At 36.2% G+C, this 23,201-nt stretch carries 18 protein-coding genes; 7 read left to right on the plus strand and 11 right to left on the minus strand.

Features of this window, described 5'->3' with window-relative positions:
* Positions 1 to 10: 10 nt before the first annotated feature.
* The 3 genes from NST21_RS14165 (at position 11) to NST21_RS14175 (ending at position 3,284) form a co-directional block, all read left to right on the plus strand.
* The gene (locus NST21_RS14165; RefSeq protein WP_377426858.1) at positions 11 to 466 is read left to right on the plus strand and encodes a hypothetical protein; all 456 of its coding nucleotides are present in this window, start codon (positions 11 to 13) and stop codon (positions 464 to 466) included.
* Between the two features lie 755 nt (positions 467 to 1,221).
* On the plus strand, positions 1,222 to 2,043 hold the full coding sequence (locus tag NST21_RS14170) for an alpha/beta fold hydrolase (RefSeq protein WP_340889715.1): 822 nt from the start codon (positions 1,222 to 1,224) through the stop codon (positions 2,041 to 2,043).
* Between the two features lie 416 nt (positions 2,044 to 2,459).
* Positions 2,460 to 3,284 carry a class I SAM-dependent methyltransferase gene (locus NST21_RS14175; RefSeq protein ID WP_340889717.1) on the plus strand — a complete coding sequence of 275 codons (825 nt, stop codon included), beginning with the start codon at positions 2,460 to 2,462 and terminating at the stop codon, positions 3,282 to 3,284.
* Positions 3,285 to 3,526: 242 nt separating this feature from the next.
* On the opposite strand, the gene NST21_RS14180 is transcribed toward NST21_RS14175, so the two are convergent.
* Complete coding sequence (locus NST21_RS14180) at positions 3,527 to 3,973, minus strand: MarR family winged helix-turn-helix transcriptional regulator (RefSeq protein ID WP_053346085.1); 447 nt, start codon at positions 3,971 to 3,973, stop codon at positions 3,527 to 3,529.
* Between the two features lie 178 nt (positions 3,974 to 4,151).
* Here NST21_RS14180 and NST21_RS14185 point away from each other — a divergent pair, with 178 nt between their 5' ends.
* Together NST21_RS14185 and NST21_RS14190 are read left to right on the plus strand one after the other, a co-directional pair.
* Complete coding sequence (locus NST21_RS14185) at positions 4,152 to 5,582, plus strand: DHA2 family efflux MFS transporter permease subunit (RefSeq protein ID WP_340889718.1); 1,431 nt, start codon at positions 4,152 to 4,154, stop codon at positions 5,580 to 5,582.
* 346 nt (positions 5,583 to 5,928) lie between these two features.
* On the plus strand, positions 5,929 to 6,399 hold the full coding sequence (locus tag NST21_RS14190; RefSeq protein ID WP_340889719.1) for a hypothetical protein: 471 nt from the start codon (positions 5,929 to 5,931) through the stop codon (positions 6,397 to 6,399).
* Positions 6,400 to 7,935: 1,536 nt separating this feature from the next.
* Here NST21_RS14190 and NST21_RS14195 read toward each other — a convergent pair.
* The 9 genes from NST21_RS14195 to NST21_RS14235 all read right to left on the minus strand — a co-directional run bounded on the left by NST21_RS14195 (position 7,936) and on the right by NST21_RS14235 (position 17,906).
* The gene (locus NST21_RS14195) at positions 7,936 to 8,088 is read right to left on the minus strand and encodes a YfhD family protein (RefSeq protein ID WP_152952274.1); all 153 of its coding nucleotides are present in this window, start codon (positions 8,086 to 8,088) and stop codon (positions 7,936 to 7,938) included.
* A gap of 215 nt (positions 8,089 to 8,303) precedes the next feature.
* On the minus strand, positions 8,304 to 8,831 hold the full coding sequence (locus tag NST21_RS14200; RefSeq protein WP_340889724.1) for a GNAT family N-acetyltransferase: 528 nt from the start codon (positions 8,829 to 8,831) through the stop codon (positions 8,304 to 8,306).
* Between the two features lie 324 nt (positions 8,832 to 9,155).
* On the minus strand, positions 9,156 to 10,133 hold the full coding sequence (locus NST21_RS14205; RefSeq protein ID WP_056522828.1) for an NAD(P)H-dependent flavin oxidoreductase: 978 nt from the start codon (positions 10,131 to 10,133) through the stop codon (positions 9,156 to 9,158).
* 80 nt (positions 10,134 to 10,213) lie between these two features.
* Entirely contained in the window at positions 10,214 to 12,094 is a 1,881-nt protein-coding gene (locus NST21_RS14210) for a sigma-54-dependent Fis family transcriptional regulator (RefSeq protein WP_340889725.1), read from the minus strand.
* 268 nt (positions 12,095 to 12,362) lie between these two features.
* Positions 12,363 to 13,139 carry an acetoin reductase gene (locus NST21_RS14215; RefSeq protein ID WP_340889726.1) on the minus strand — a complete coding sequence of 259 codons (777 nt, stop codon included), beginning with the start codon at positions 13,137 to 13,139 and terminating at the stop codon, positions 12,363 to 12,365.
* Positions 13,140 to 13,174: 35 nt separating this feature from the next.
* On the minus strand, positions 13,175 to 14,557 hold the full coding sequence (gene lpdA / locus NST21_RS14220; protein ID WP_340889727.1) for a dihydrolipoyl dehydrogenase: 1,383 nt from the start codon (positions 14,555 to 14,557) through the stop codon (positions 13,175 to 13,177).
* Positions 14,558 to 14,574: 17 nt separating this feature from the next.
* On the minus strand, positions 14,575 to 15,804 hold the full coding sequence (locus NST21_RS14225) for a dihydrolipoamide acetyltransferase family protein (RefSeq protein WP_340889728.1): 1,230 nt from the start codon (positions 15,802 to 15,804) through the stop codon (positions 14,575 to 14,577).
* Between the two features lie 53 nt (positions 15,805 to 15,857).
* Entirely contained in the window at positions 15,858 to 16,892 is a 1,035-nt protein-coding gene (locus tag NST21_RS14230; protein WP_340889729.1) for an alpha-ketoacid dehydrogenase subunit beta, read from the minus strand.
* Between the two features lie 21 nt (positions 16,893 to 16,913).
* A complete protein-coding gene (locus NST21_RS14235; RefSeq protein WP_098177950.1) occupies positions 16,914 to 17,906 on the minus strand; it encodes a thiamine pyrophosphate-dependent dehydrogenase E1 component subunit alpha in 993 nt (330 codons plus the stop codon).
* Between the two features lie 875 nt (positions 17,907 to 18,781).
* On the opposite strand from NST21_RS14235, the gene NST21_RS14240 reads away from it, so the two are divergent.
* Both NST21_RS14240 and NST21_RS14245 read left to right on the plus strand, forming a co-directional pair.
* Positions 18,782 to 19,363, plus strand: coding sequence for a TetR/AcrR family transcriptional regulator (locus NST21_RS14240; RefSeq protein ID WP_340889731.1), 582 nt, complete (start codon positions 18,782 to 18,784; stop codon positions 19,361 to 19,363).
* A gap of 26 nt (positions 19,364 to 19,389) precedes the next feature.
* Entirely contained in the window at positions 19,390 to 20,592 is a 1,203-nt protein-coding gene (locus NST21_RS14245) for an MFS transporter (protein WP_340889732.1), read from the plus strand.
* Between the two features lie 544 nt (positions 20,593 to 21,136).
* On the opposite strand, the gene NST21_RS14250 is transcribed toward NST21_RS14245, so the two are convergent.
* Positions 21,137 to 23,125: an acetoacetate--CoA ligase gene (locus NST21_RS14250; RefSeq protein WP_340889733.1), complete on the minus strand. Its 1,989-nt coding sequence runs from the start codon at positions 23,123 to 23,125 to the stop codon at positions 21,137 to 21,139.
* Between the last annotated feature and the right edge of the window lie 76 nt (positions 23,126 to 23,201).

Genomic DNA, 23,201 nt, shown 5'->3' on the forward strand with positions numbered 1-23,201 from the left:
ATAGGGAGTGATGATATTGAATGAGACCTGTGAATTTGATACAAATAAAAAAGTAATTCACTCCTTTCAACGTAGTATCGAAATTACTTCAGCAATCCTATTATTAACCGGGCAAATCACAATCATTGGCATATTTGTAAGACCAGGCAGATTTAGTCTCTCATTAGGTGGTCCTCTTTTTGGAGGACATCGTTTAGAAGGGAAGGACCACTCGCAAGAAGGAAACCTTTTTATCGATATACTGGACATCATTATAGCTATATTATTAATCAATGATGTAATACATGTGACTGGCTTATTTGTTTCGTCTGGTGAGTTTACAATTAATGTTTCAGGTCCTATTTTTGGTTATCCTGAAGTTGTTCCGGCACTGCCAATTGAAGATTATAACTTGTTTAATACAATCATAACTAAGCATTATATCGTACCACCAGAATTATTAACTAATATAAGAGGGAATGAGTAAAATGTCTTTAACAGATATTCCTACAGTGAAAAGTTCTAGAAACAATGCATTTCTAATAGCCCTTCCCATTATCATTTTCATATTTTTCTTCACTCAGCAAAAGTCCACAGATGTCTAAATTCATTTATAAAGGTAATACCTTAATCCTAGATAAGTGTCATCTGCTAAAAATGCTAATATAGAGAATCCTTGATACAAAAGGTACGGGAGATAAATGAATTATCTTTAAGGTATTAAATAAATTAGATGAAATACCCGTAAAGAATTAGATCAGTATATTAAAGAGCGGAACAACAAGGTAAAATGAATTAGCTTTGATATCTTGAGAGAAATATAGGTTTTAATCATTTCAGAGGTGAGGCCTGATTTTTATGCTTTACCTTTTTTTTATTTGTCATATGTAAATAAAATTTTTTTGCATTGCAAGTATTCTTGATGTGGAAACATTTCGAAATCAATATAAACCTAATATATATTGGAGATGCATGAATTAATAAAGACTAATCATAAAAAAATCCCTGAGAATGCATTTTTAAATAAGCATTGTATAAAAAAACACAAGCATTAAATCGCAGTTAAACATAGAAATGAGAGAGGGAGATTGGTAGAAATTTCATTGAGTCTCTCTGTATAGTCAATTCAGTATTTTATCAATAGTCTGTTTCCAAAGAAATCCCCTTTCTACAGTCCAGTAACTATGACCTGATTTTATGCTAATAAGGTTTCACCATACTTTTTTCAGGAGGTAGATTAAAGTGGAAAAGAAAAATATGATAATAAATGGAAAGAAAATATCTTATATTGAGAAGGGCAATGTTAATGACCCCCCTGTTCTTTTATTGCACGGGGTACCTGAGTCCAGCCTTTTGTGGAAGGAAATGATTCCTTGCCTTGTGTCTTGTGGATTTAGAACCATTGCACCGGATCTCCCTGGATTCGGCGAAAGTGAACGGTTTGATGAATCCTCAACATGGGAGAGATATGAACAGTTTGTCTCGGATTTTACGAGGGAACTAAAACTAGCTAAATTCCATCTGATTGTACATGACTGGGGCGGACTTATTGGACTTAAATGGGCATGTGATCATCCAGAGAGAATACTAAGTCTCTTTGTTTCAAATACAACCATATCAGGAGATTACAAGTGGCACTCACTTGCTCAGATTTGGAGAACACCAAATGTCGGAGAAAAAATAATGAAGCGCATGTCAGATGATTCCCAATTTCAAACTGACATGAAGAATTCGATTCCGAACATAGTTGACGAAACTCTGGAAGACTTCTATCGTGTCTTTAGAACTCCCGAATCAGGTAAAGTCATCTTAGATCTATACCGGTCAGGAAATATAGAAAAGGTTAAATCGTACAATCAAAAACTAAACCAGATCAAAATACCTGTCACCATAATTTGGGGGGAGAAGGATCCTTATATCCCTTTTGAATTTGCCTACAAGCTCCAGAAAGAAGGCTTACCACATGCACAGGTTCACATCATTCAAAATGCAGGGCATTTCATCCAAATCGAAGTGCCTGATAAAGTGAATTTTTATATCCAACAGCATTTTAAAAACGTGTAAACCTTTAATAATTTTAATAGAGCGGGAGAAGCGGCAGCGTTTCCCTTACATTCTTATCGTTTTATTCTTTAGATCGACTTGTTCTCACGTAAAAGACACGATTTCTGAACGTCTCAATCCCTTTTTCACAAGTAATGTAAACATTACTTCATTCTGTTTGAATAATCTTATTGTATTATTAGAATAAGTACCTATAAAATAGGGTGATAGAAATCCTTAAAAGTAACAGTGAGTCATTACACAAAGCATTGAACGAAGTTAAGAATGACGAATGCTAATCTGTTGAAAAATCATTATAGAAAAAGGCTTTGTTCATTATCAGGAGCTGATTTGCAGCTCTTTTTCTTTTGCAACCATGGGGTAGAATAGTTTAAGAAAATATTATACATAAATTATATTATTTGAGGAGAGAAAAGATGAAGACAGATAATTTTGATTATATTGAACTTTGGAGACAAGCCATGGTAGATCATACTGGAAATATACCGAAAAGGCTAAATGATGATGCAGCAGAAGAAGCTTTTTGGTCTTCGAGGGTTGAAGGGAAAAAACAACATAAAGAGGATCCTTATGCAAAACTTGTGCAACAAGAGCTACTAACATTATTAAATCAAGATGATCATGTTTTAGAAATCGGTCCTGGGTGGGGCAATTATACCTTCGCTATTGCTGAAGAAGTTAGGAAGTTAACTTGTATAGATAGTTCAAAAAGCATTATCAGTTTTTTGGCATCTCAGGCAAATGAAAAAGGTCTCGAGAACATGGAATTGATACATAATAAGTGGGAATGTGAGAAAAAAAGAGAGAAGTATGATGTAGTGTTTGGGTTTAATTGTTACTATCGCATGAATGATATTGGAGAAACCTTATTAAAAATGAATGAGGCAGCATCCCGATTAGTAATTGTAGGTATGACAACAGGTCCAGAAAAGCCGCATTACATGGAATTGAAACAACGAGGATATACAATCAATTTGAGAAAACGAGATTACATACACATTTTGAATGTATTGTATCAACTTGGAATACTAGCCGACTGTAAGATCGTGAAGTTAAAAAGCAAAAAAATCTATTCTTCTTATGAGGAAATGATTCGCGATAATACTACAAAAATTCTGGATCAGCATTATTCTGACCATGAGGTGAAAACCATTCTTGATAAATATGTGGTAGAAAAAGAGGGGAAATATGAGTATGAATATCCATTTCATGCAGCCTTAATGTATTGGAGTCCAAAGTAAATTTGAAAATAGAATTCTGAAAATCTTGATAAGTAAGTTGTGAAATAAAAGTATTTTCCTTAATTTGGCAAAAAAGACGTTACAACAATAGTTAAGGTACTTTAAAAGCAGTTTACGTTGTAAAATCGTTCTATTGAAACTATGGAGACGAACTTGATCGTTAAGGGATAATCGTTTAGTTCGTCTCTTTGTTTTATACAAGTTTAATATGCTCTCGACATTAATAAAAGACTTACTTCGGATTAATGTTTACAATCCAAATACTCCTCAGCATTTAGGGCTATCTGATTTAGTAAGACTAATGTAATATTTTGTTCTTCTGTACTTAACCCATTCGCAAGAACCATCTTCCAATTTGTCAAAATTGATCGAATTTCCTTCTCAAATTCATGTGCCTTGATTGTGAGGTACAGTTTTTTTACACGTTTATCCGTATTAAAAACTTTACGTTCCACATATCCTTCAGATTCTAATTTTGCAATAGCTCGAGCTGTAGTGCCTTTATCCATCTTTAAAATACTTGCTACTTCATCCTGTGACAGACCTTCATTTTGATAAAGTACCATTAAAAATTGATATTGACCTGCTCCTAGATTATAGTCTTTCAATTTTTCATTCATGTATACATTCCCATATTTATTAAGGAGTGAAATTAATCGTCCAATTGATTTATTATGCTCACTATCCATATATCCTAACCTCCAGTTTTTTCATTAAGTATACTCGAAAAGTCCTGATTAACACCTTATAACGTTTTCAACTAAGCGTTTTAGTTGCGGGTGCAACTATATAATATTATTATATTACTTATAAGCTTTGTAATCAATATTCATATAGTTGTTAAAACAACTAGAGAGGTGTTATTTTATGATACAGAACAAAATAAATTTTACTTTGAGCGGAAAAGAGAAAAGGGTGATGCTAACCATTTTAGTTTTAGGATCCTTCACGTCGTTGCTCAATCAAACGTTATTAAACGTCGCAATACCTGAGTTAAGTGAGGTCTTTCAAATCGAACTAAGTACGGCACAATGGTTAGTAACCGGCTTCATAATGGTGAACGGGATTGTCATACCAATAACTGCATACCTAATCGGTAAATTTTCGACCAGACAGTTATTTTTAGGTGCCTTACTCATTTTTGCGACAGGGACGATACTTAGTGCATTTTCTCCTAACTTTACCTTATTACTTACTGGTCGTTTAATACAAGCAATAGCAGGCGGGATTATGATGCCTCTCGTACAAACTGTCATTTTTACTCTCTATCCACCAAATCAACGAGGGAAGGCCATGGGTATGGTAGGTATTGCGATGACTTTCGCACCTGCGCTTGGGCCCACACTTTCTGGCTGGATCTTGCAACATTATTCTTGGCGAATGCTGTTTTATATTGTTATTCCAATCGCAGTTATTAACATTGTAATGGCATTCTTCTTTTTACAAAATGTAACTGAAAAAACTAACCCTAAATTTGATCTTTCAGGCGTAGTGACATCAACGATTGGTTTTGGTTCTCTACTATATGGATTCTCCATGGCTGGGAATCAAGGTTGGGATTCCACTTCTATTATAGTTACATTGATCATAGGTATTATTTTTATTGGTCTTTTTATTTGGCGTCAATTAACAGCTGACTACCCTATGTTGAATTTACGGGTATTCACAAATAAACAGTATTTAATCACAATTGGAATCGTATCTTTCGTTGCTTTAGCTATGTACAGTGTGGAACTATTAACACCTGTCTATGTTCAGCACATTTTAGGTCACTCAACTCTGCAGACGGGACTTGTACTCTTACCTGGTGCAATTATTATGGGAATCATGTCTCCAATCGCGGGTTCCATTTTAGACAAATATGGCATTAGACCTCTTGTCTTTATAGGAATGACATTAGTGGTTGTTATGTCTTATTTTTATACAACATTAAGTACAGATTCCAGTTTAGTTGTTGTATCGGTAACATACACATCCTTTATGTTTGGTATCTCCTTGATGATGATGACGGCCATGACATTCGGGTTAAATCAATTACCTCCCGCAATGAGTAAACATGGTGCAGCCGCCTCTAACACTGTTCGAATGTTGTCAGGCTCAATTGGAACAGCACTACTGACTACAATTATGACTACTCAAAGTCAATCTTATCTACCTAAGTTGCAAGAAAAACTACCAAAAGAGGAAGCCTTTCGACATGCAAACGTATTAGGCATGCATGATGCATTTAGCATTATCACAGTAGCTGGTATAGCCATATTTATTACATTATTTTTAACAAAGAAAAAAGAGATATAATATTAACGCAAAATTATTATAAGGCGCAGTGAGACTCATTTCCTGCGTTAAAACACTATTTGAGTTAGTTCAGCCCTTCAGTGTTCACAAATGAGGCGGATCAATTCATGAATAATGTCGGAGCAACCACTTTACAAATGTTACTTGGTGGGGAATCTATCAACTGGTAACGAATCTTCAGATAGGGAATCAAACAGAGTATTACCAAAAATCAACTACCAGATTGTGGTAGTTGATTTTGGTTAAAAGGGATAACAAAATAAAGATTAGAATCATTGTATTGAATTGGATAGCAAAGAATTGTTAATAAGGTATAAACAGCAAAAATAGATTTTCACATATTGATGTGAGTCCTAAGGAAAAGGAAACTAACTCACAGTTTAAAGAATTAGAAAGAAAAGGGGGATGGTTAGAAGAGCTGAATTCGGAAAGAAGAGTTATCAAAGTTTATGGACACCAGCAACTAAAATTAGCAGTATATCGACGAGTTTGTCAATTACTCAGCAATCATTCAGTCCAAACGTATTATGCTTTAATTGTAATTCTAGATAGTAAGGAAGAAGTGATTTATTTAGTCTTGAAGGCTCCAATGGATAAAGTAGTCACCATAAGTGACTTTTTAACTTCGCCAAATAATACGAATAAGTCTAAAGAATTTGTAAATGTTAAAGCATATTTTTATGGCACAATCGTATTGAGTCTATTTATCATTATTCTTTACAGCTATTGGGTCGCGGAAAGAATCCGTAAGCCATTACAAAGTATCACTAAATCGCTTAACAAGATGACACTAGGTAACTACGGAACGAGAAGTTAGTTGTTTTTAACACTTAAAGAATGATCTAAAATATTAGAACGAAAAGATAACACATTTATAACATTAGTCATCAGGGGATAACCCCAATTTAATTATAAATTTTTCTAGTTTACATAATATATATTATAGGAAGTTGTATATTAATTGTTAATTTTGTCTCATATCTTAAGAATACTTAACAAAGTGAGACGAAAGTCAGATTTTTATTATTTATAATCTGTTTTATTTATTAATCTTAGAAATTACATTTATCATAATTTCGTTAAAAAATTGATTTAGAATCTCAGCATTATAATGTGTTTTTTATTTTTCATTATTGCGGTTCTTACTAATTTCACAGAAAGTTCAATTCTTATGTAATTTAATTTACTTTACTTTTACTTAATTCTATAATTATCTGCTAATTTCTTCTGGCTACGTACATAAATGATTTTCAATCTTTATTTTAACCAGGATCTAATATTTCATTCGTAGTTTATTTAGGATTTCTCCCAAATTAAATCCAGCATTAATTATCAGAATGTTTCCTCACGATTTGTTTACATAAAAGCTCTTACAAATTCAGTAAATATTTTGCTCTGTACTTGGTATCCTTCAACGTTAAAGATCAAAAAGAATTAAAATGACGAATTTATTATTCTGATATATATAAATATCAGCAAAATGAGAAATATTTCGGGTTAACACTTCGAAAAAGTTATATTAAAATAATTTATATACGTCAAAAACGGAAATTCCTTATTGAATTGAATAAATCCATCAAAAATTATGCAGTTGTTTAATTAACAACCTGAAATATCATAAGTTCCGCTTACCAATTTTTAAGAAATAATAAGATAGTCTTCTCTCTCTACCCACATAATTCTCATAATACCGTTAATATGTTTTATTATTAGTTAACTGTTTATTACTAATGCTACTTAAACAAAGTTGTGTTTGGAAAGCTGTTAGAGTAACGGTTAGCATAAATAACTTTCAGAAATATGTTAATAAATATCAAACATTTTGATCAAATATTAGATCCGCTCTTAGGTAGATTAATGCTGAATTAATTAACCATTCTTATTAAGCACATAAGGAAATAATGATGGAGAAAAACAAAGTAGATCCGCTTTCATATGATCAAACTTAATTTCATAATAAAGATATTATGACTTATAATGTTAAACGTAACATTAAGTTTGAGTCTCTTTTCCGCTATATTAAACACAATCATGCTCAAATAGCTACTAAGTCATTTTAAGAAGTATTCTGTAATGTACTAAAAAATCACTAAACAACTAAGCATTTCGAGAAAAGGATACGAAATACAAAGATTCAGCAATAAGAGAGTACTTTCACATAATGCGCGATAATTAATAGCTTTAAGGTAAAATAAGTTACTGAATATGAAAACAATATGATCTTTTCAACATATAGCTTTGTAAACCTTAATGTTGATTTTTAAACATACAAAAGAGACCACTTATTGTGGCCCCTTTTGTATCTGCTTTACTAAAATTTAATAAAGGCATGTAATCAATCCGTATCTTAGTTTCATTTAGGTCTTGTAGCTCTTATTTTCGGACTTTCACCTAGCTCACGAGAAAACTCTTCATTAACACGTTCCGGTTCTATTTTTAAGTTTTTGGGAGTTTGAGGTAATGATTTTTTTCTGCTAGATGATTTTTGATTGTTTGATCTTCCCATAATATTGCCTCCTAACTAAATTTTAATCTTTATTAGTATGGCTAGGATTCACAATTATATATCTTTAGATTAGCTCATGAACAAATATTTTACCTTAATAACAGTTTTTTTGGACAGCGCCTTCTTATACTACTAACGTACGAGTTAGTTCATAAAAAAAGCGATTCTTATTTAAGAATCGCACTCTTTTATTGAACCCTTTTTTAGGTATTCCCTTATTCAAAAAATGCACTTGGATATTCAACAACTCCTGAAATATTATAAAGAGCATTTTCTTGCAACTCCAATGCCATAAATGCCTCTTCTGGTACTTCGAAAGGTGCTTTTATTCCCCATAAAGATGCTTTTTCAAACCCGAATTTTGGATAATATTCTGGGTGCCCTAGTACAACAACAGAATTGTATTCAAGTTCTTTTGCTTTTTTTAATGCTTCAAGAATTAAGAGTCTTCCTATACCTTTATTTTGATACTCTGGCAAGACTGAAACAGGAGCAAGGGCAAGTGATTCAGCAAATTGATTGTCATTATTAATTTTTATTTTAGATAAAAGAATATGGCCAACAATTTCTTTAATCACGGCCACTAAAGATAAATTTGGAATAAATGCGTCGGATTTTCTAATACGAGACACCAATTCATGTTCTTTTTTATCACTAAACTCCATATTAGCAAATGCACTTCTTACAACTTTTTCAGTAATTTTATAATCCTCAGATAGTTCCTGCCTAATTGTAATGCTCATTCTTAAATCTCCTAACTCATATAGCTTATATTTTTATTTTAACCCGTATTTTATCATATTTTTTTTCGTCAACTAACCTGATCCTTTCATTCCTTAAGAAAGAGGTTGCTACAGCAGAACCTCACTTGAAGTAAAGCATCAATGACCTGGTTTAGTTGAGTAATCTATGTAGAGAATAATTACTTTTAAATAACACATATTAACGACAAATAAAGAAATCATTTTATATAGAGTTGCTAAATAAGTCGCTTATACTATTCATCAATAAAAAATAGAATAGGAAATCATATGCGTTTTCCTATTCTATATGAAAAGCTTTGTTGATCAAGTTCGAATCGATTCGACACGATTTTGGATATATTCCAACGAACCTTTAGCTTCATGAACGATTTGTTTTAAAAGTTCATCAACTGTTTTGACTTCCTTAATTAAACCGACTGATTGACCGCATGACCAGATCCCTCCGTCTAAATTACCTTCAAAGTAGACGCTTTTACTTCTTTGTCCCGTTATTAGCGGGATTAATTCTCCTAAAGTGGCTCCCTCATTTTCTAGTCGGTCGACCTCTTTACTAACAGTATTTAACGCTACACGCGAAGGACTTCCTATATTTCGCTGAATAACGATTGTATCCGACTCATTTGCTGAAACCATCCAGTTCTTCACGTTATCATGAATAGGGGCTTCCTTCGTAGCCATAAATCGAGTCCCCATAACAATCCCTTCAGCACCGAGTGCCAATGCACTAATAAGGCCTCTACCGTCTGAAAAGCCTCCACCTGCTAGTACAGGTATTTTAACAGAATCAACCACTCTAGGGAGCATTACAAGCGTTCCTACATCCCCCATGCCAGGATGGCCGCCCGTTTCATTTCCTACGATAACAACAGCATCGACTCCCAATTTCTCTGCAGACAGTGCGTTTTTGACACTTGCAACCTTATGGATGACAGTAAAACCATGCTTTTTAAGTTTTGGCATTAAAGCCTCAGGACTTCGGCCACTGGTTTCAACAATTTTAACGTCTTCCTCTACTAAAATATCAATAAAGTCTTCATTTGGAGTAGCAGTTTGACTTGGAAATAGATTCAGGTTGACAGCAAAGGGTTTCTTCGTTAATGCTTTTACTTTGCGTACTTCATCACGAAGGCCTTCGGGTGTAACCTGTGTTTTGGAGGTAATGATACCTAATCCGCCTGCTTCAGTTACTGCAGCAGCAAGCTGAGCTCGGCCAACTTGAAACATGCCACCGCAAATAATTGGATATTCTATTCCTAATAATTCAGTAATTCTCGTTTTCATATGCCATACCCCTCTCTATACTCATGCATTCCGTTAAATATAAATAATCTATTATTCCAATGAAAATTACACATCCATGGCTATAGACCATATTTATGAAGCCGCTTGTAAAATGTACTTCTAGGGAGATCTATCAATTTTGCAGCTGCGGTGACATTTCCTTGTGTCCTTTGCAATGCCTCTAGCATTAAATCTCTTTGTATTTTTTCTCGGGTTGTCAGTTCATTTCCCTTAATACAATTTTTATCAATTTCCTTCGGAGACTGGCAATCCGCTTGCTGCGTAATTGCTAGTGAATGCATAGAATTTAATAATTGTTCATAATCTACTCCTCCATCTTGAAGCAAGATAGACAATCGTTGCAGAACATTCTGTAGTTCTCTTATATTCCCTGGCCAATTGTAACCCTTTAAACTATTTAATAATTCTTCTGATAATGGAATATACCAGTTATTCACTTCACTAAGATAGCGGACAAGATACGGAATATCCCCTTTCCTTTCCCTTAAGGGTGGTACAAATACAGGATAAACATTTAAACGATAATATAAATCTTGGCGAAAGGATCCTTCATTTACAAGCTCTGCTAGGTTACGATGTGTTGCTGTAATAATGCGAATGTCTAAAGAAATACTTTTTGTACCACCAATCGGAACGATTTTTTTTTCCTGAAGTACACGCAATAACGCCACTTGCATCGCATGTGGGATTTCACCAATTTCATCGAGAAAAATGGTCCCTCCATTAGCCTGCTCAAATTTCCCTTTATGCCCTTGACGCTTAGCCCCTGTAAATGCGCCTTCGACATAACCAAATAATTCACTCTCCATTAAATCTTTGGGGATGGCTCCGCAATTTATGGTGATAAACGGTCCTTTTTTACGAGGACTATTTTCGTGAATAGACAAAGCAACAAGCTCTTTTCCAACTCCTGTTTCACCAGATATATACACATTAGCTTCGGTTGGTGCAACAAGCTTTACTTTATGTAATGTGTTTTGAAACGCTTCACTAATACCAATTTCACCCTTGAAATTAAACAACTTAGATGGCGTAGAAGTTGAAAAAAGCCTATTTTGGGTATGACCTTCTGATAAAAATAAACACTTTCCTGATACCCTTTTATCTTCTGTAGAAATAAGCGGAGTTTCCTTTTCAATTTGGTATCCAAAGGTTAAAAAATCAGATAGTCTCATTCCAATAGATTGAGAAATTTTTTGACGAACTTGTTTGCTGGCTGAAATGATGATTTCTTTATGATTACAAACAATAAAGGGGCGGTCTGGATAAGCTTCTGCTAGTTCAATAGATTGCTGAGTTAGTGCCAACTCTCTTTTATAGGAGCGAACCGCCATCTCTTGTTCTATCGTATACGCCAAAGTGGCAACCATACCAAGCATAGATGGATGAAAATATTCAACCGGACACGATATATCTAAAACGCCCATTAACATTCTATCTTCATTAAAAATAGGCATTGCAGAACAACTCCATTTATGTGAGGCAATAGAGTAATGTTCGGTTCCTTGAATCATTACTGCCTCCCCCGTTTTCAAAGCGGTTCCAATCGCGTTTGTTCCGACTTCCCCCTCCGTCCAGCGTACGCCTTCCACAAAATTTATTTTACCTGCTTCATCCAAAATTTTTTCGTTTCCTGAGAGTGAAAGAACATATCCATCAGGGTCTACTAATAAAGCCATCATTCCAGACTCTTTAATCGCTTGGTTCATTCTTGTTAATTGGGGCGATGCTACATCTAGAAGTACGGAGTTTTTTTCTCTTTGAACGTTCAATAAATCATTTGTTAATACATGCTTACCTTTATTTAGATACGGATTGACTTGTTCTTTTTTACATCGATGCCAAGATTCCTTAATTCGCTTGTCCAAGCGATTTGAATCGAGAACCCCCTCACTAATAAAACGTTCCCATGTACGTAGATAACAACTAGTGGATAACATATAATCCTCCTCTAATCATCTGGTTTAAACATTTTCAACATTCATTTGAAAAATAAAAGCATGTCTTTTCAATCAAGAGAAATAATACCGTGGAGTAATAAAAAGGATGTTAATCGAGGTCCACTTTATTATAGTAGATTATGTATACGCTTACAATATTTTGATTACAATTAACAAAAACTTCACAATAAAAGCTTCACATGATCATTCACGTGAAGCTTACTTATTAATCATTTATGCGTAATTCCTAGTCCTATAATGCTTGTTTTTATGAAAAAATGACGCCTCCATCAATCATGATAGATTGTCCTGTCATATAGTCAGAATCTCGTGAGGCTAGATACGATACAAACTTCGCAACATCTTCTGGGGTTTCAGGTCGTCCCAAGGTAATAGAATCCGAAAACTTTTTAAATGCTTCTCCTTTTCCCAGATTCATATATTGCCCCATTTTTTCATCGATAAGATCCCACATTTGTGTACCGACGATACCTGGACAGTATGCATTTACCGTAATTCCAAACTGAGCCAATTCTTGTGCTGCCGCTTGTGTAATGCCTCTAACGGCAAATTTAGTTGCTGAGTAAGTTCCTAGTAGGCTAAACCCTTTATAACTAGCTATACTGGCAGCATTAATAATTTTCCCGCCTTCTTGCTTTTTCATTTGCTCAGCAGCCGCTTGCAGACAAAAAAGCACACCATTTACATTTATACTAAAAATCAGTTCAAGATCTTCCTGAGTTACTTCAAGCAATGGTTTAATTTGGGCAATTCCTGCATTTGAAACCATAACATCAAGTTGTCCAAAATGATCCACAACTTGCGCAACCATATTGAATACTTCATTTCTTTTACTTACATCAGCTTTCACTGCAAAGCTTTCACGTCCAAGTTCCTTAATTTCGTTTACGACCGATTCGGCGCTATCCAAATTGACGTCGTTTATCACCACATTCAATCCATCTTGAGCTAGTCTCAATGCAATCGCACGTCCAATTCCACGACCTGAACCAGTGACAATCGCTGTTCGATGACTAATAACCATACAAAATACCCCCAATTCAATAGGATTCAGTTCATTTAAGTATGCACTGCTTGGCCACTAACGCTTAATAATGCCTCATGTATGCACTCCGACAAGGTTGGGTGCGCTGCTATTAGATCTTCCATAATATCAGTCGTAATTTCCGCATGGAGCATGACCGTCCCTTGACCAATTATTTCTGTGGCGTGTGGGCCAACGATGGAAAACCCAAGTATCTCATTAAATTGAGGATCTACTACGACTTTAACCTTTCCAATCTGTTTGTTAGAAATGACAGCTTTTCCATTTGCGGAAAAAGGAAATTCTCCAACTTTAATATCACCATATTTATTTCTTGCTTCTGTTTCCGTCAATCCTACGCTAGCAATCTCAGGGGAAGTATAAATACATCGGGGAATTGCTCGATAATTTACTTTAGTCTCGTGTCCACAGGCATTCAGAGCAGCTACTCTTCCCTCATGAAAAGCTACATGTGCAAGTTGGATTCCACCAATCACATCACCACAGGCATATATTGAAGAATTACTTGTTTGCATTTGATTATTTACAGAAATACCATGTTTGGAAAAATCAATACCATTCCGCTCTAGGTCCATTCCGTTTACTCTAGGCTTTCTCCCTATTGAAACAAGTACGTAATCGGCATGAACTTCGTCAATACCGCCATCACCTTTATCTAAAAATACTTTCTTATTATTAGTATTCATGTCTTTGACAGATGTGGAGGCATGGATTATTACCCCTTGGCTTTCCAGTTCTTTATGTAGGACGGCTGAGATATCTTCATCTTCCCCTGGGAGCAGCTTTTCCCCCATCTCAACGATTGTAACCTTAGTGCCCATCCGGCTATAAATACTTGCAAACTCACATCCAATTACTCCGCCTCCAATAATCAAAAGTGAAGTAGGAATAGAAGGGAGTGACATGGCTTGACCACTATGGATGATCCATTTACCATCGAACGGTGCAAATGGCAATGGAATGGGTTCGGAACCTGTAGAAATAATGATTTTACTAGCTTCAATCTCTTCATATTTATTGTCATTTTCTATCCGAAGTTGGTGGTTCGTTATTAAAGAAGCTCTTCCTTGCATTACTTTTATTTTATTTTTTTTCATTAAATAATGAACGCCTTGGACAAGTGTCGATACAATAGCTTTCTTTCGTTTCTGCACCACTTCCCAATCGATTTCAATTGAGTTAGATGGGAGACGGATTCCCAATTCACCTGCATTTTTCACCAACTCATACGTATCAGCACTTTCTAACAAAGACTTCGTTGGCATGCATCCTTCGTTTAAACAGGTTCCTCCAAGTGGCCCATCGACAACCAGTGTCACTTCTTTTCCCTGCTGGGCAGCAGTAATTGCCGCTACATACCCAGCAGGACCTCCTCCGATAATTGCTATACGATTCAAGAGATTTCCTCCTTTTTCTATAAAAGCATGGTCATTGGCTCTTCTAAATATCTTTTTATTGTTTGTAAAAAGGCAGAAGCAGGAGCCCCATCTAAGACACGATGATCAAAGGTTAAACTGAGTGGCAAAATAGTTCTTCTTTCCAACGTATCTTCAATATAGAGCGGAGTATCATAAGCAGAGCCAATTCCAAGAATTCCTGTTTCCGGGGTATTTAAAATCGGCGTGAAGTGTTCTACACCGTATGCTCCCAAATTGCTGATCGTAAAAGTAGAGCCATTCATTTCTTCAGATGGCAATTGACCTTCACGAGCAAGCTTAGCTAGCTCCTTACCTTTCTTCGATAACTGCTTTAGTGTACAGACATCCGCATTTCTTATGACTGGAACAACTAACCCCTTTTCCAAGGCAACAGCTAATCCAAGATGTACATGCTCAAACAAATGGATTTTATCTTCTACATAAGCACTGTTCATTTTAGGGTGATCTTTTAATGAATGGACGACAGCTTTGGCAACAAAGTCTGTGACCGTCAGTTTACTATCATCATGTTTTTGAATAATTTCTGTAGCTTGTCTTTGCAATTTGATTAAAGCGGTTACATCTGCCTTCATCGTAAGAGTCAATTGAGCACTACTTTGTAAGCTATCCTGCATACGTGTGGCAATAATTTTCCGCATTCCGTTTACAGGAATCTCCTGTGTTTTCTCTATAGATTGCGCAGGGATTAAGATACTATCTTCTTTATTTTCAGGCTTTGATTCAGGTCTCTTAATTGCTTTCTGTACATCATCTTTAGTAATTCTTCCACCCGGTCCAGTGCCTTGAATTTTCTCAATATCAAGATTAGCGGCCTGTGCCATTTTACGTGCAACCGGGGTAATCATCACACGATCCACATTTTTACTAATTGGCAAATTAGGTAGATCTGGATTTTTCGTTGTTTCTTGTTTGTGGTTTTCCGGCTTGATTTCTTCAGCAACAGGCTCATTAACCATTACGTTTTCATTCGGATTTCCGATATAACAGATAACTGTTCCAGGAGGGACGCCTTGTCCCTCTGGTACAGCTATGTTTAGTATCGTACCTTCTGACGGCGACTCGATATCCATTTCTATTTTCTCAGAATTAATGCTGGCTATTGCTTCGCCCTTTTCTACAGTATCGCCGACTCCCTTACTCCATTCCGAAACAGTACCTTCTTTCATTGCCATGCCTAATTTCGGCATTACTACTTCAACAGCCATATCTTTTTTCTCCCTTCAGCTTTGTTTCTTTGCCTATCATTGGTTTCAGTTACTTACACCCTAAGAATAGATGGTTCTCCTAACAATTCTGATACAACTTTAATTACTTTCTCTGGTGTAGGTAGATAGATATCTTCTAGTGGTGGAGAAAATGGTACCGGCGTATGTGGTGCAGTAATTCTTTTTATTGGCGCATCAAGCGTATCAAATCCTTTATCCGCGACCAATGCTGCAATATCTGTGGCCACGCTGCACCTTGGATTTGCTTCATCCATCACAATAAGACGGTTTGTTTTTGCGACGGAGGAAAGAATCGATTTTTCATCCAACGGTGACAAGCTCCTTGGATCAACAATTTCAACTTCAATACCTCTACCAGCAAGTTGTTCAGCAGCATCCATTGCCGTATGAACCTGTTTACCGATAGCAACGATGGTTAAATCTGAACCAGACCGTTTTATTTCTGCTTTTCCGATTGGAATCGTATAATAACCTTCTGGTACCTCACCTACCATGTTATATAGCGTTTTATCTTCAAAAAAGATTACTGGATCATTATCCTCGATGGCTGAGAGTAACAGCCCTTTTGCATCATAAGGGGAAGAGGGGACAACTACTTTCAGTCCCGGAATACTTGTAAACAAGGCATATAAGCTTTGCGAATGCTGAGCTGCTGCCCTAAATCCTGCGCCATGCATCGTACGAATCGTAACAGGAACTTGCGCTTTTCCTCCAAACATATAACGGAACTTGGCCCCTTGATTTAAAACCTCATCTAAACAACTCCCAATAAAATCGTTAAACATTAACTCTGCAATCGGACGTAATCCCGTAGAAGCTGCTGCCATAGCTGCTCCCATATACCCTGCTTCGGCAATCGGTGTATCTAAAATCCGGTCACGACCAAATTCTTGCACTAATCCTTTTGTAACCCCTAAAACACCACCCCATGCTTCGTCATCTTGAAGGTGATCAACTTCTGCTCCGCCGGCTACATCCTCTCCCATAAGAATGACATTTTCATCTTTTCTCATTGCGAGTGCCATTGCTTCATTTATTGCTTGTGACATACTGATTTTTCTACTCATCTCAATTCCTCCTTTTATTGTTTAATAGGATACATAAACATCGTTTAATAAATCGGAAGCCTCTGGATATGGGCTTTCTTCACTAAACTTAACAGCTTGTTTAATCGCCTCTTCAACTGAATTCTCGAGGGAAACCAATTCATTTTCAGCTAACAGATTCTGATTCAGTAAGTATTTTCTAAATTGAGCAATGGCATCTTTTTCTTGTTTATGTTCTTTCTTGTCTTGTTCTTTTTTATATTTCTGAGCATCGCCCTCGAAGTGTCCATAATTTCTATAAGTTACGCATTCTATTAATGAAGGACCTTCTCCTCTGCGAGCTCTTTGAACTGCTTCTTCTGCTGCCTGATAAACAGCGATTACATCCTTCCCATCCACGCGAACTCCCGGGATATTGTAGCTTATCGCACGATCGGCTATCGTTTTGCAACTAGAAGCATAATTAAAAGGTGTGGCTTCACCATAACCATTGTTTTCAGCAATAAAAACAACAGGAAGATTCCAAATAGCCGCAAGATTAATCCCTTCATGAAAAGTGCCGTGATTATTAGCACCATCTCCAAAAAAACATACACTTACATGATCAGTTTTTTTATACTTGGCAGTTAATGCTGCACCACAAGCAAGTGGAAAGCCTCCTCCGACAATACCGTTTGCGCCTAACATTCCTTTATCTAAATCGGCTATATGCATGGAACCGCCTTTTCCTTTACAAAGCCCTGTTACTTTCCCGTAGATTTCAGCCATCATCCCATTAAGGTCGCATTCTTTAGCGATGCAGTGACCATGACCCCGATGAGTGCTCGTAATGCTGTCCTTTTCTGTAAGGTGGGCACACACTCCAACTGCAACCGCTTCCTCCCCAGCATACAAATGAACAAATCCTGGTAAGATTCCCTTAGCAAATGATTCATGAACTTGGTCTTCGAATTTTCTAATCTCAAGCATTTTTTTGTACATCCAATAAGCCTTGTCCTGTGATAACTGAATTTCTTTAGTTTGAATCGTTTCCATATTCCAGCCCCCAATCTTAATAATGAGTCAATAATATATAGTGCAATTTACGTGCCAAAATGGAAATTCGCTATATTAGGAATTTATCTATTTTCTAAAGAAACAAAACGAGACAAAATGAGATTGTTGTCTCGTTTTGTCTCGTTTTAAACAAAAAATGATAAAGGGGGTTTTAGAATTCTTCATAAAGAATGTATGTAACTTGATATAGCATGCAAAATTGATAGGTACTATTAGATAGCTGTTCAAAAACTACTAGAGATGGGGACAAAAAAAGACGGAGTCAATTTGCTCCGCCTGTATTTGTAGCTTTGTAATAAAGTTTGATAAAAAGTAGGTCACTAAACCTTATTTGGTTGTTAACGCAAAGACTCCATTTTGAAAAAAGTTTGATTATTTCATTGGACCTTCTTCTGCTAGAGCCCCCGTTAGTTCCATAAAAGTGCTGGGTAGACATCTACTATCAAATTCAAATTGTCTAGTCAGACCAAAGCAAAGACTTAGTTCGTCGCTATTCAAAAGTTGATATTTAAGTTGCTTTTGTAACATATTTCTCAGTATCCTTCAGATTCCTATAATAAGTAAATTACCTCAACTTAAAAAAAGTTGCGTAGCAACCCTGTAATAGAAGTAATTCCACCTGTTAGGTGGAAGTTCGTTCTGCATTACCGCGCTGCACTCTATTACAGATAGGGCCCGTTTGGTTATGTAAGTCGATAACTGACATTATAATCTGTATTACAATATTTATTTATTACTAAAGTATTTAACCTTAAATTATTTGTTTAGATATCTAAATATATTTTCCACTTGCTTATGTTTATTTAATTTGCTAATATAACTGACGAACGTTCGTTAAATTCGAGGTGATTTTATTGAAAAGCAATGAAATTAAGGAGGCAGCTCTAAAATATTTCACAATTCATGGTTATGAAGGAGCATCCCTTTCTCTAATAGCTGAAGAAGTCGGCATGAAAAAACAATCCATTTACGCACATTTTAAAGGAAAGGATGATCTATTTTTACAAGTTTTACGTGATGCGAAAGAGACTGAGCTATCTTCAAAACTCCAATATTTCAGTGAAATTGATTCACGAAATCCCAAATTAGATTTATACGGATTTCTACAATTGGTAATCGATCTTTTCCAAAAAAATGAGCAGTTAAAGTTTTGGCTACGTATGTCTTTTTTTCCGCCAGCACATCTTGCGAAAGCAATCGAAAAGGAAGTAATCGATATAGAAGATAAGGTGCAGGTGATACTGGAAAGTAAATTTCAGGATTGGATCGATGCTAAAGTAATAGTCGGAGATGTATCAAAAACGCCGACCTTTGCCTTCTTAGGAGTAGTCGATTCCATTTTGCTGGAGCTTGTATATGGCAATGATGAGAAGCGGTTGAAGGATAAATTAGAAGCCTCTTGGACAGTATTTTGGAGAGGTATTTCACATCAATGATTCATAAAGAAAGGAGGTGTTGATACATGAAGAAAACAATAAAAGAACAAAAGTCGGTATTAATTATTCTTCTAAGCAATGTATTCATTCCATTTCTAGGAATTGGTCTCATAATTCCCGTTATGCCGTCTTTTATGAATATCATGCATTTATCAGGAAAAACGATGGGCTATCTTGTAGCCGTATTTGCGATGGCACAACTACTTATGTCACCACTCGCAGGACGTTGGGTTGACCATTATGGTAGAAAGAAAATCATCATAATCGGCTTATTCCTTTTTGGTGTTTCAGAACTTATCTTTGGTTTAGGAACGAATGTATCAGTGCTTTATATATCAAGGATTCTAGGGGGAATTAGTGCCGCCTTTATTATGCCAGGTGTTACTGCTTATGTTGCAGATATTACATCAGTTCAGGAACGGCCAAAAGCGATGGGCTATCTTTCTGCCGCCATTAGTACTGGTTTTATTATAGGACCTGGCATTGGTGGTTTTATTGCAGAATACGGTATACGCATGCCCTTCTTCTTTGCGGCAGCCATTGCCTTTTTAGCATGCATTTCATCAATATTTATTTTAAAAGAGCCGCTAACAAAAGAACAGCTTGCAGAAATTTCTGCTAATACAAAGCAAACAAACTTTTTAAGCGATTTAAAAAGATCACTTAATCCACTTTACTTTATTGCATTTATCATAGTATTTGTTCTTGCTTTCGGTTTGTCAGCATATGAAACTGTTTTTAGCCTATTTTCTGATCATAAATTCGGCTTCACGCCGAAGGACATTGCCGCCATTATTACAATAAGCTCAATCTTCGGTGTTGTTGTACAAGTATTTATGTTTGGAAGAATGGTAGATATACTCGGTGAAAAAAAACTAATCCAATTATGTTTAATTACAGGTGCAATATTTGCGGTGGCGTCCACCCTGATTTCTAGCTATTTGGCAGTGCTGGCGGTAACTTGCTTCATCTTCCTCGCATTTGACTTGCTTCGTCCGGCATTGACGACATTTTTATCAAAAGCTGCTGGGAAAGAGCAAGGATTTGTAGCTGGAATGAACTCAACCTATACGAGCTTAGGTAATATCTTCGGGCCAGCAATGGGCGGAATACTATTTGATGTAAACATCCACTATCCTTATCTTTTTGCTGCTGTCATAATTGTCATTGGCCTCGGTATTACAGTCATGTGGAAAGAAAAACAATTGGCAGAAAGCTTAGCAAAATAATTAGAAAAGCGCAGGGCGCCTTTGAACAATCAAAAACCAGGTTGTTCCTGCGATGATCATACAAAGTAGCTTTCCTTGTGGAGATAGGCAATTTTTTAAACTCGAAAAGTTATACTTTCTTATCTTTGTATCTAACCCCCTTGTCCATATTGAACAAGGGGGTTAGATCTTCTCTACTAATAAATTTCCCTTTGAGTCAAAATGTAGATTTTAAACGTGTTTTAGGTACTGCTTTACCCTTTGAGCTTCTTCCGCTGTCGAGCCAACCGAGCCATTTTTTATATTTAAAATCCTTCTGCGTCATCTTCATTTAATAATCTCAAAGATACTTCTTCATCAATCTTTTGGATAAACAAATTTTTCTCCTCCGTTGCCTCTATCCTACCTTGTTTTCAAAGAAAAAAGTTACTTCCCTTCTTTTATCACCAACCTGCTATTTTCTATAAATAAAAAATATCCTGCATTAAACAGGATATCTTATCAAACCACTCTTCGTCAGAACATTTTTTTAACATCACTAACTTATTTTAGAGCCACAGTATTCTTAGAATATTTTTTCCTCATTTAATTCAAATGCTAAATCTTTGAAAAATTGAAGCGATTCAGGATTGCCCATAGAGTCTGGATTCACTACCTTATCAAACTCAAAACCTAATAGTACTTTGCGAATCGGAACTTCCATTTTCTTTCCGTTCAATGTTTTTGGTATTTGCTCAACGACATAAATTTGGTCTGGGATAAAACGCGGAGAAACATTCCCTCTAATTTGTTCCTTAATTTTTGCTTTCAGGGTAGGGTCTAGACTGTTGCCAGACTTAAGAACAACAAACATCAGTAAGGAAGAACCACGCCCTAGCACTTCTCTATCAATTACAAGACTTTCCATTACCTCGTCAATCGCTTCAACAACCCGGTAAATATCACTTGTACCCATACGTACTCCAGAACGATTAATCGTCGAATCGGAACGTCCATAAATGATACAACTGCCTTTATCGTCAATTTTTATCCAATCACCATGTTTCCAAATACCAGGATACGTATCAAAATAACTCTCGTAGTATCTTATCCCATCTTTGTCATTCCAGAAATAAAGCGGCATGGATGGCATCGGTTTGGTAATGACCAATTCTCCGACATCATTAATTAAAGATTGGCCTTGTTCATCAAAGGCTTCGACATGAACACCTAATGCCCGTCCCTGTATTTCGCCAATTCTAACTGGTAATGTAGGCACACCTCCTACAAATCCGGCACAGACATCTGTTCCGCCACTCGATGAACTGAGCCAGATATCCTTTTTAACATTTCCATATACCCACTTGTATCCGTCACCTGATAAAGGAGCTCCTGTAGAAAAAAGAGCTTTCAATTTCGATAGATCATATTTTTCCATTGGCTTGATTCCTAATTTCATAGAATTCGTTAGAAAAGGGGCACTTGTTCCAAAGAATGTCATGCCTGTATCTTCAGCCAATTCCCAAAGAGTATCCATGTTAGGGAAGGAAGGACTACCGTCATATAGAACTATAGTCGCTCCATTAAGCAAACCACCCATTAGCAGGTTCCACATCATCCACCCTGTTGTTGTGAACCAGAAAACGGTATCTTCGGAAGTCATACTTTGATGCAATCGTGTGGATTTAAAATGCTCCAATAAAATGCCCCCATGCCCCTGTACAATCGGTTTTGGCATTCCGGTTGTACCTGATGAATAGAGGATCCAAAGCGGGTGATCGAATGGAACACTTTCAAAAGATAGTTCCGCTGTTTCGTTTAAAAGGGTTGACCATGGAATTATTTCCTTCAGATTTACCTCAAAGTTCGTTTTATCTATGTACGGAATCAACACTGTATGCTTGATAGTCGCTATTTCCTTTTGCAGCTGCGAAACAACTGAGGTTTTATCATACACGTTCCCATTATACTGATACCCGTCAATTGCAAGTAAGACAACCGGTTCAATTTGCTTAAAGCGGTCAATGACACTTCTTGCCCCGAAGTCGGGTGAACAACTCGACCAGATGGCGCCTATACTTGCTGTTGCCAAGAACGCTATGACGGTTTCAGGGATATTTGGCATATAGGCCACAACACGGTCACCCGATTTCACACCAAGTTTCCTTAATGAATGAGCGACAGAGGCAACTTTTTCTTTCAGCTCTTTCCAGCTTACCTCTTGCTTCTTGATAAGCTCGGAACGGAAAAAAATCGCCGTTTTATCTTCTTGATCATTCGATAATGCATTCTCTGCATAATTGAGTCTCGATTCTTCAAACCACTTTGCACCCGGCATCGAATTATCTGCTAAAACCTTGTCATATTTTCTTTCAGCTTTTACTTCACAAAAATCCCATATTGACGCCCAGAAGTTCTCTAGCTCATAAACCGACCATTTCCATAGCTCATGATAATTATGAAACGCCAAACCTTTCTTTTCCTTTAACCAATTCACGTATTGAGTCAATACTGTTTGATCGATTTGTTCTTTACTCGGTTCCCAAATGATTTGTCCATCTGCAAGCGTTTTCATTAAAATCATCTCCCTTTGGCATCAAATGCATTATTGAATTATTTCATATAATTGGTAGTTTAATTAAATGATAAAG

Origin of the sequence: Peribacillus sp. FSL K6-1552 (genome assembly GCF_038005205.1) — a bacterium.
GTDB classification, from domain to species: Bacteria; Bacillota; Bacilli; order Bacillales; family DSM-1321; genus Peribacillus; species Peribacillus butanolivorans.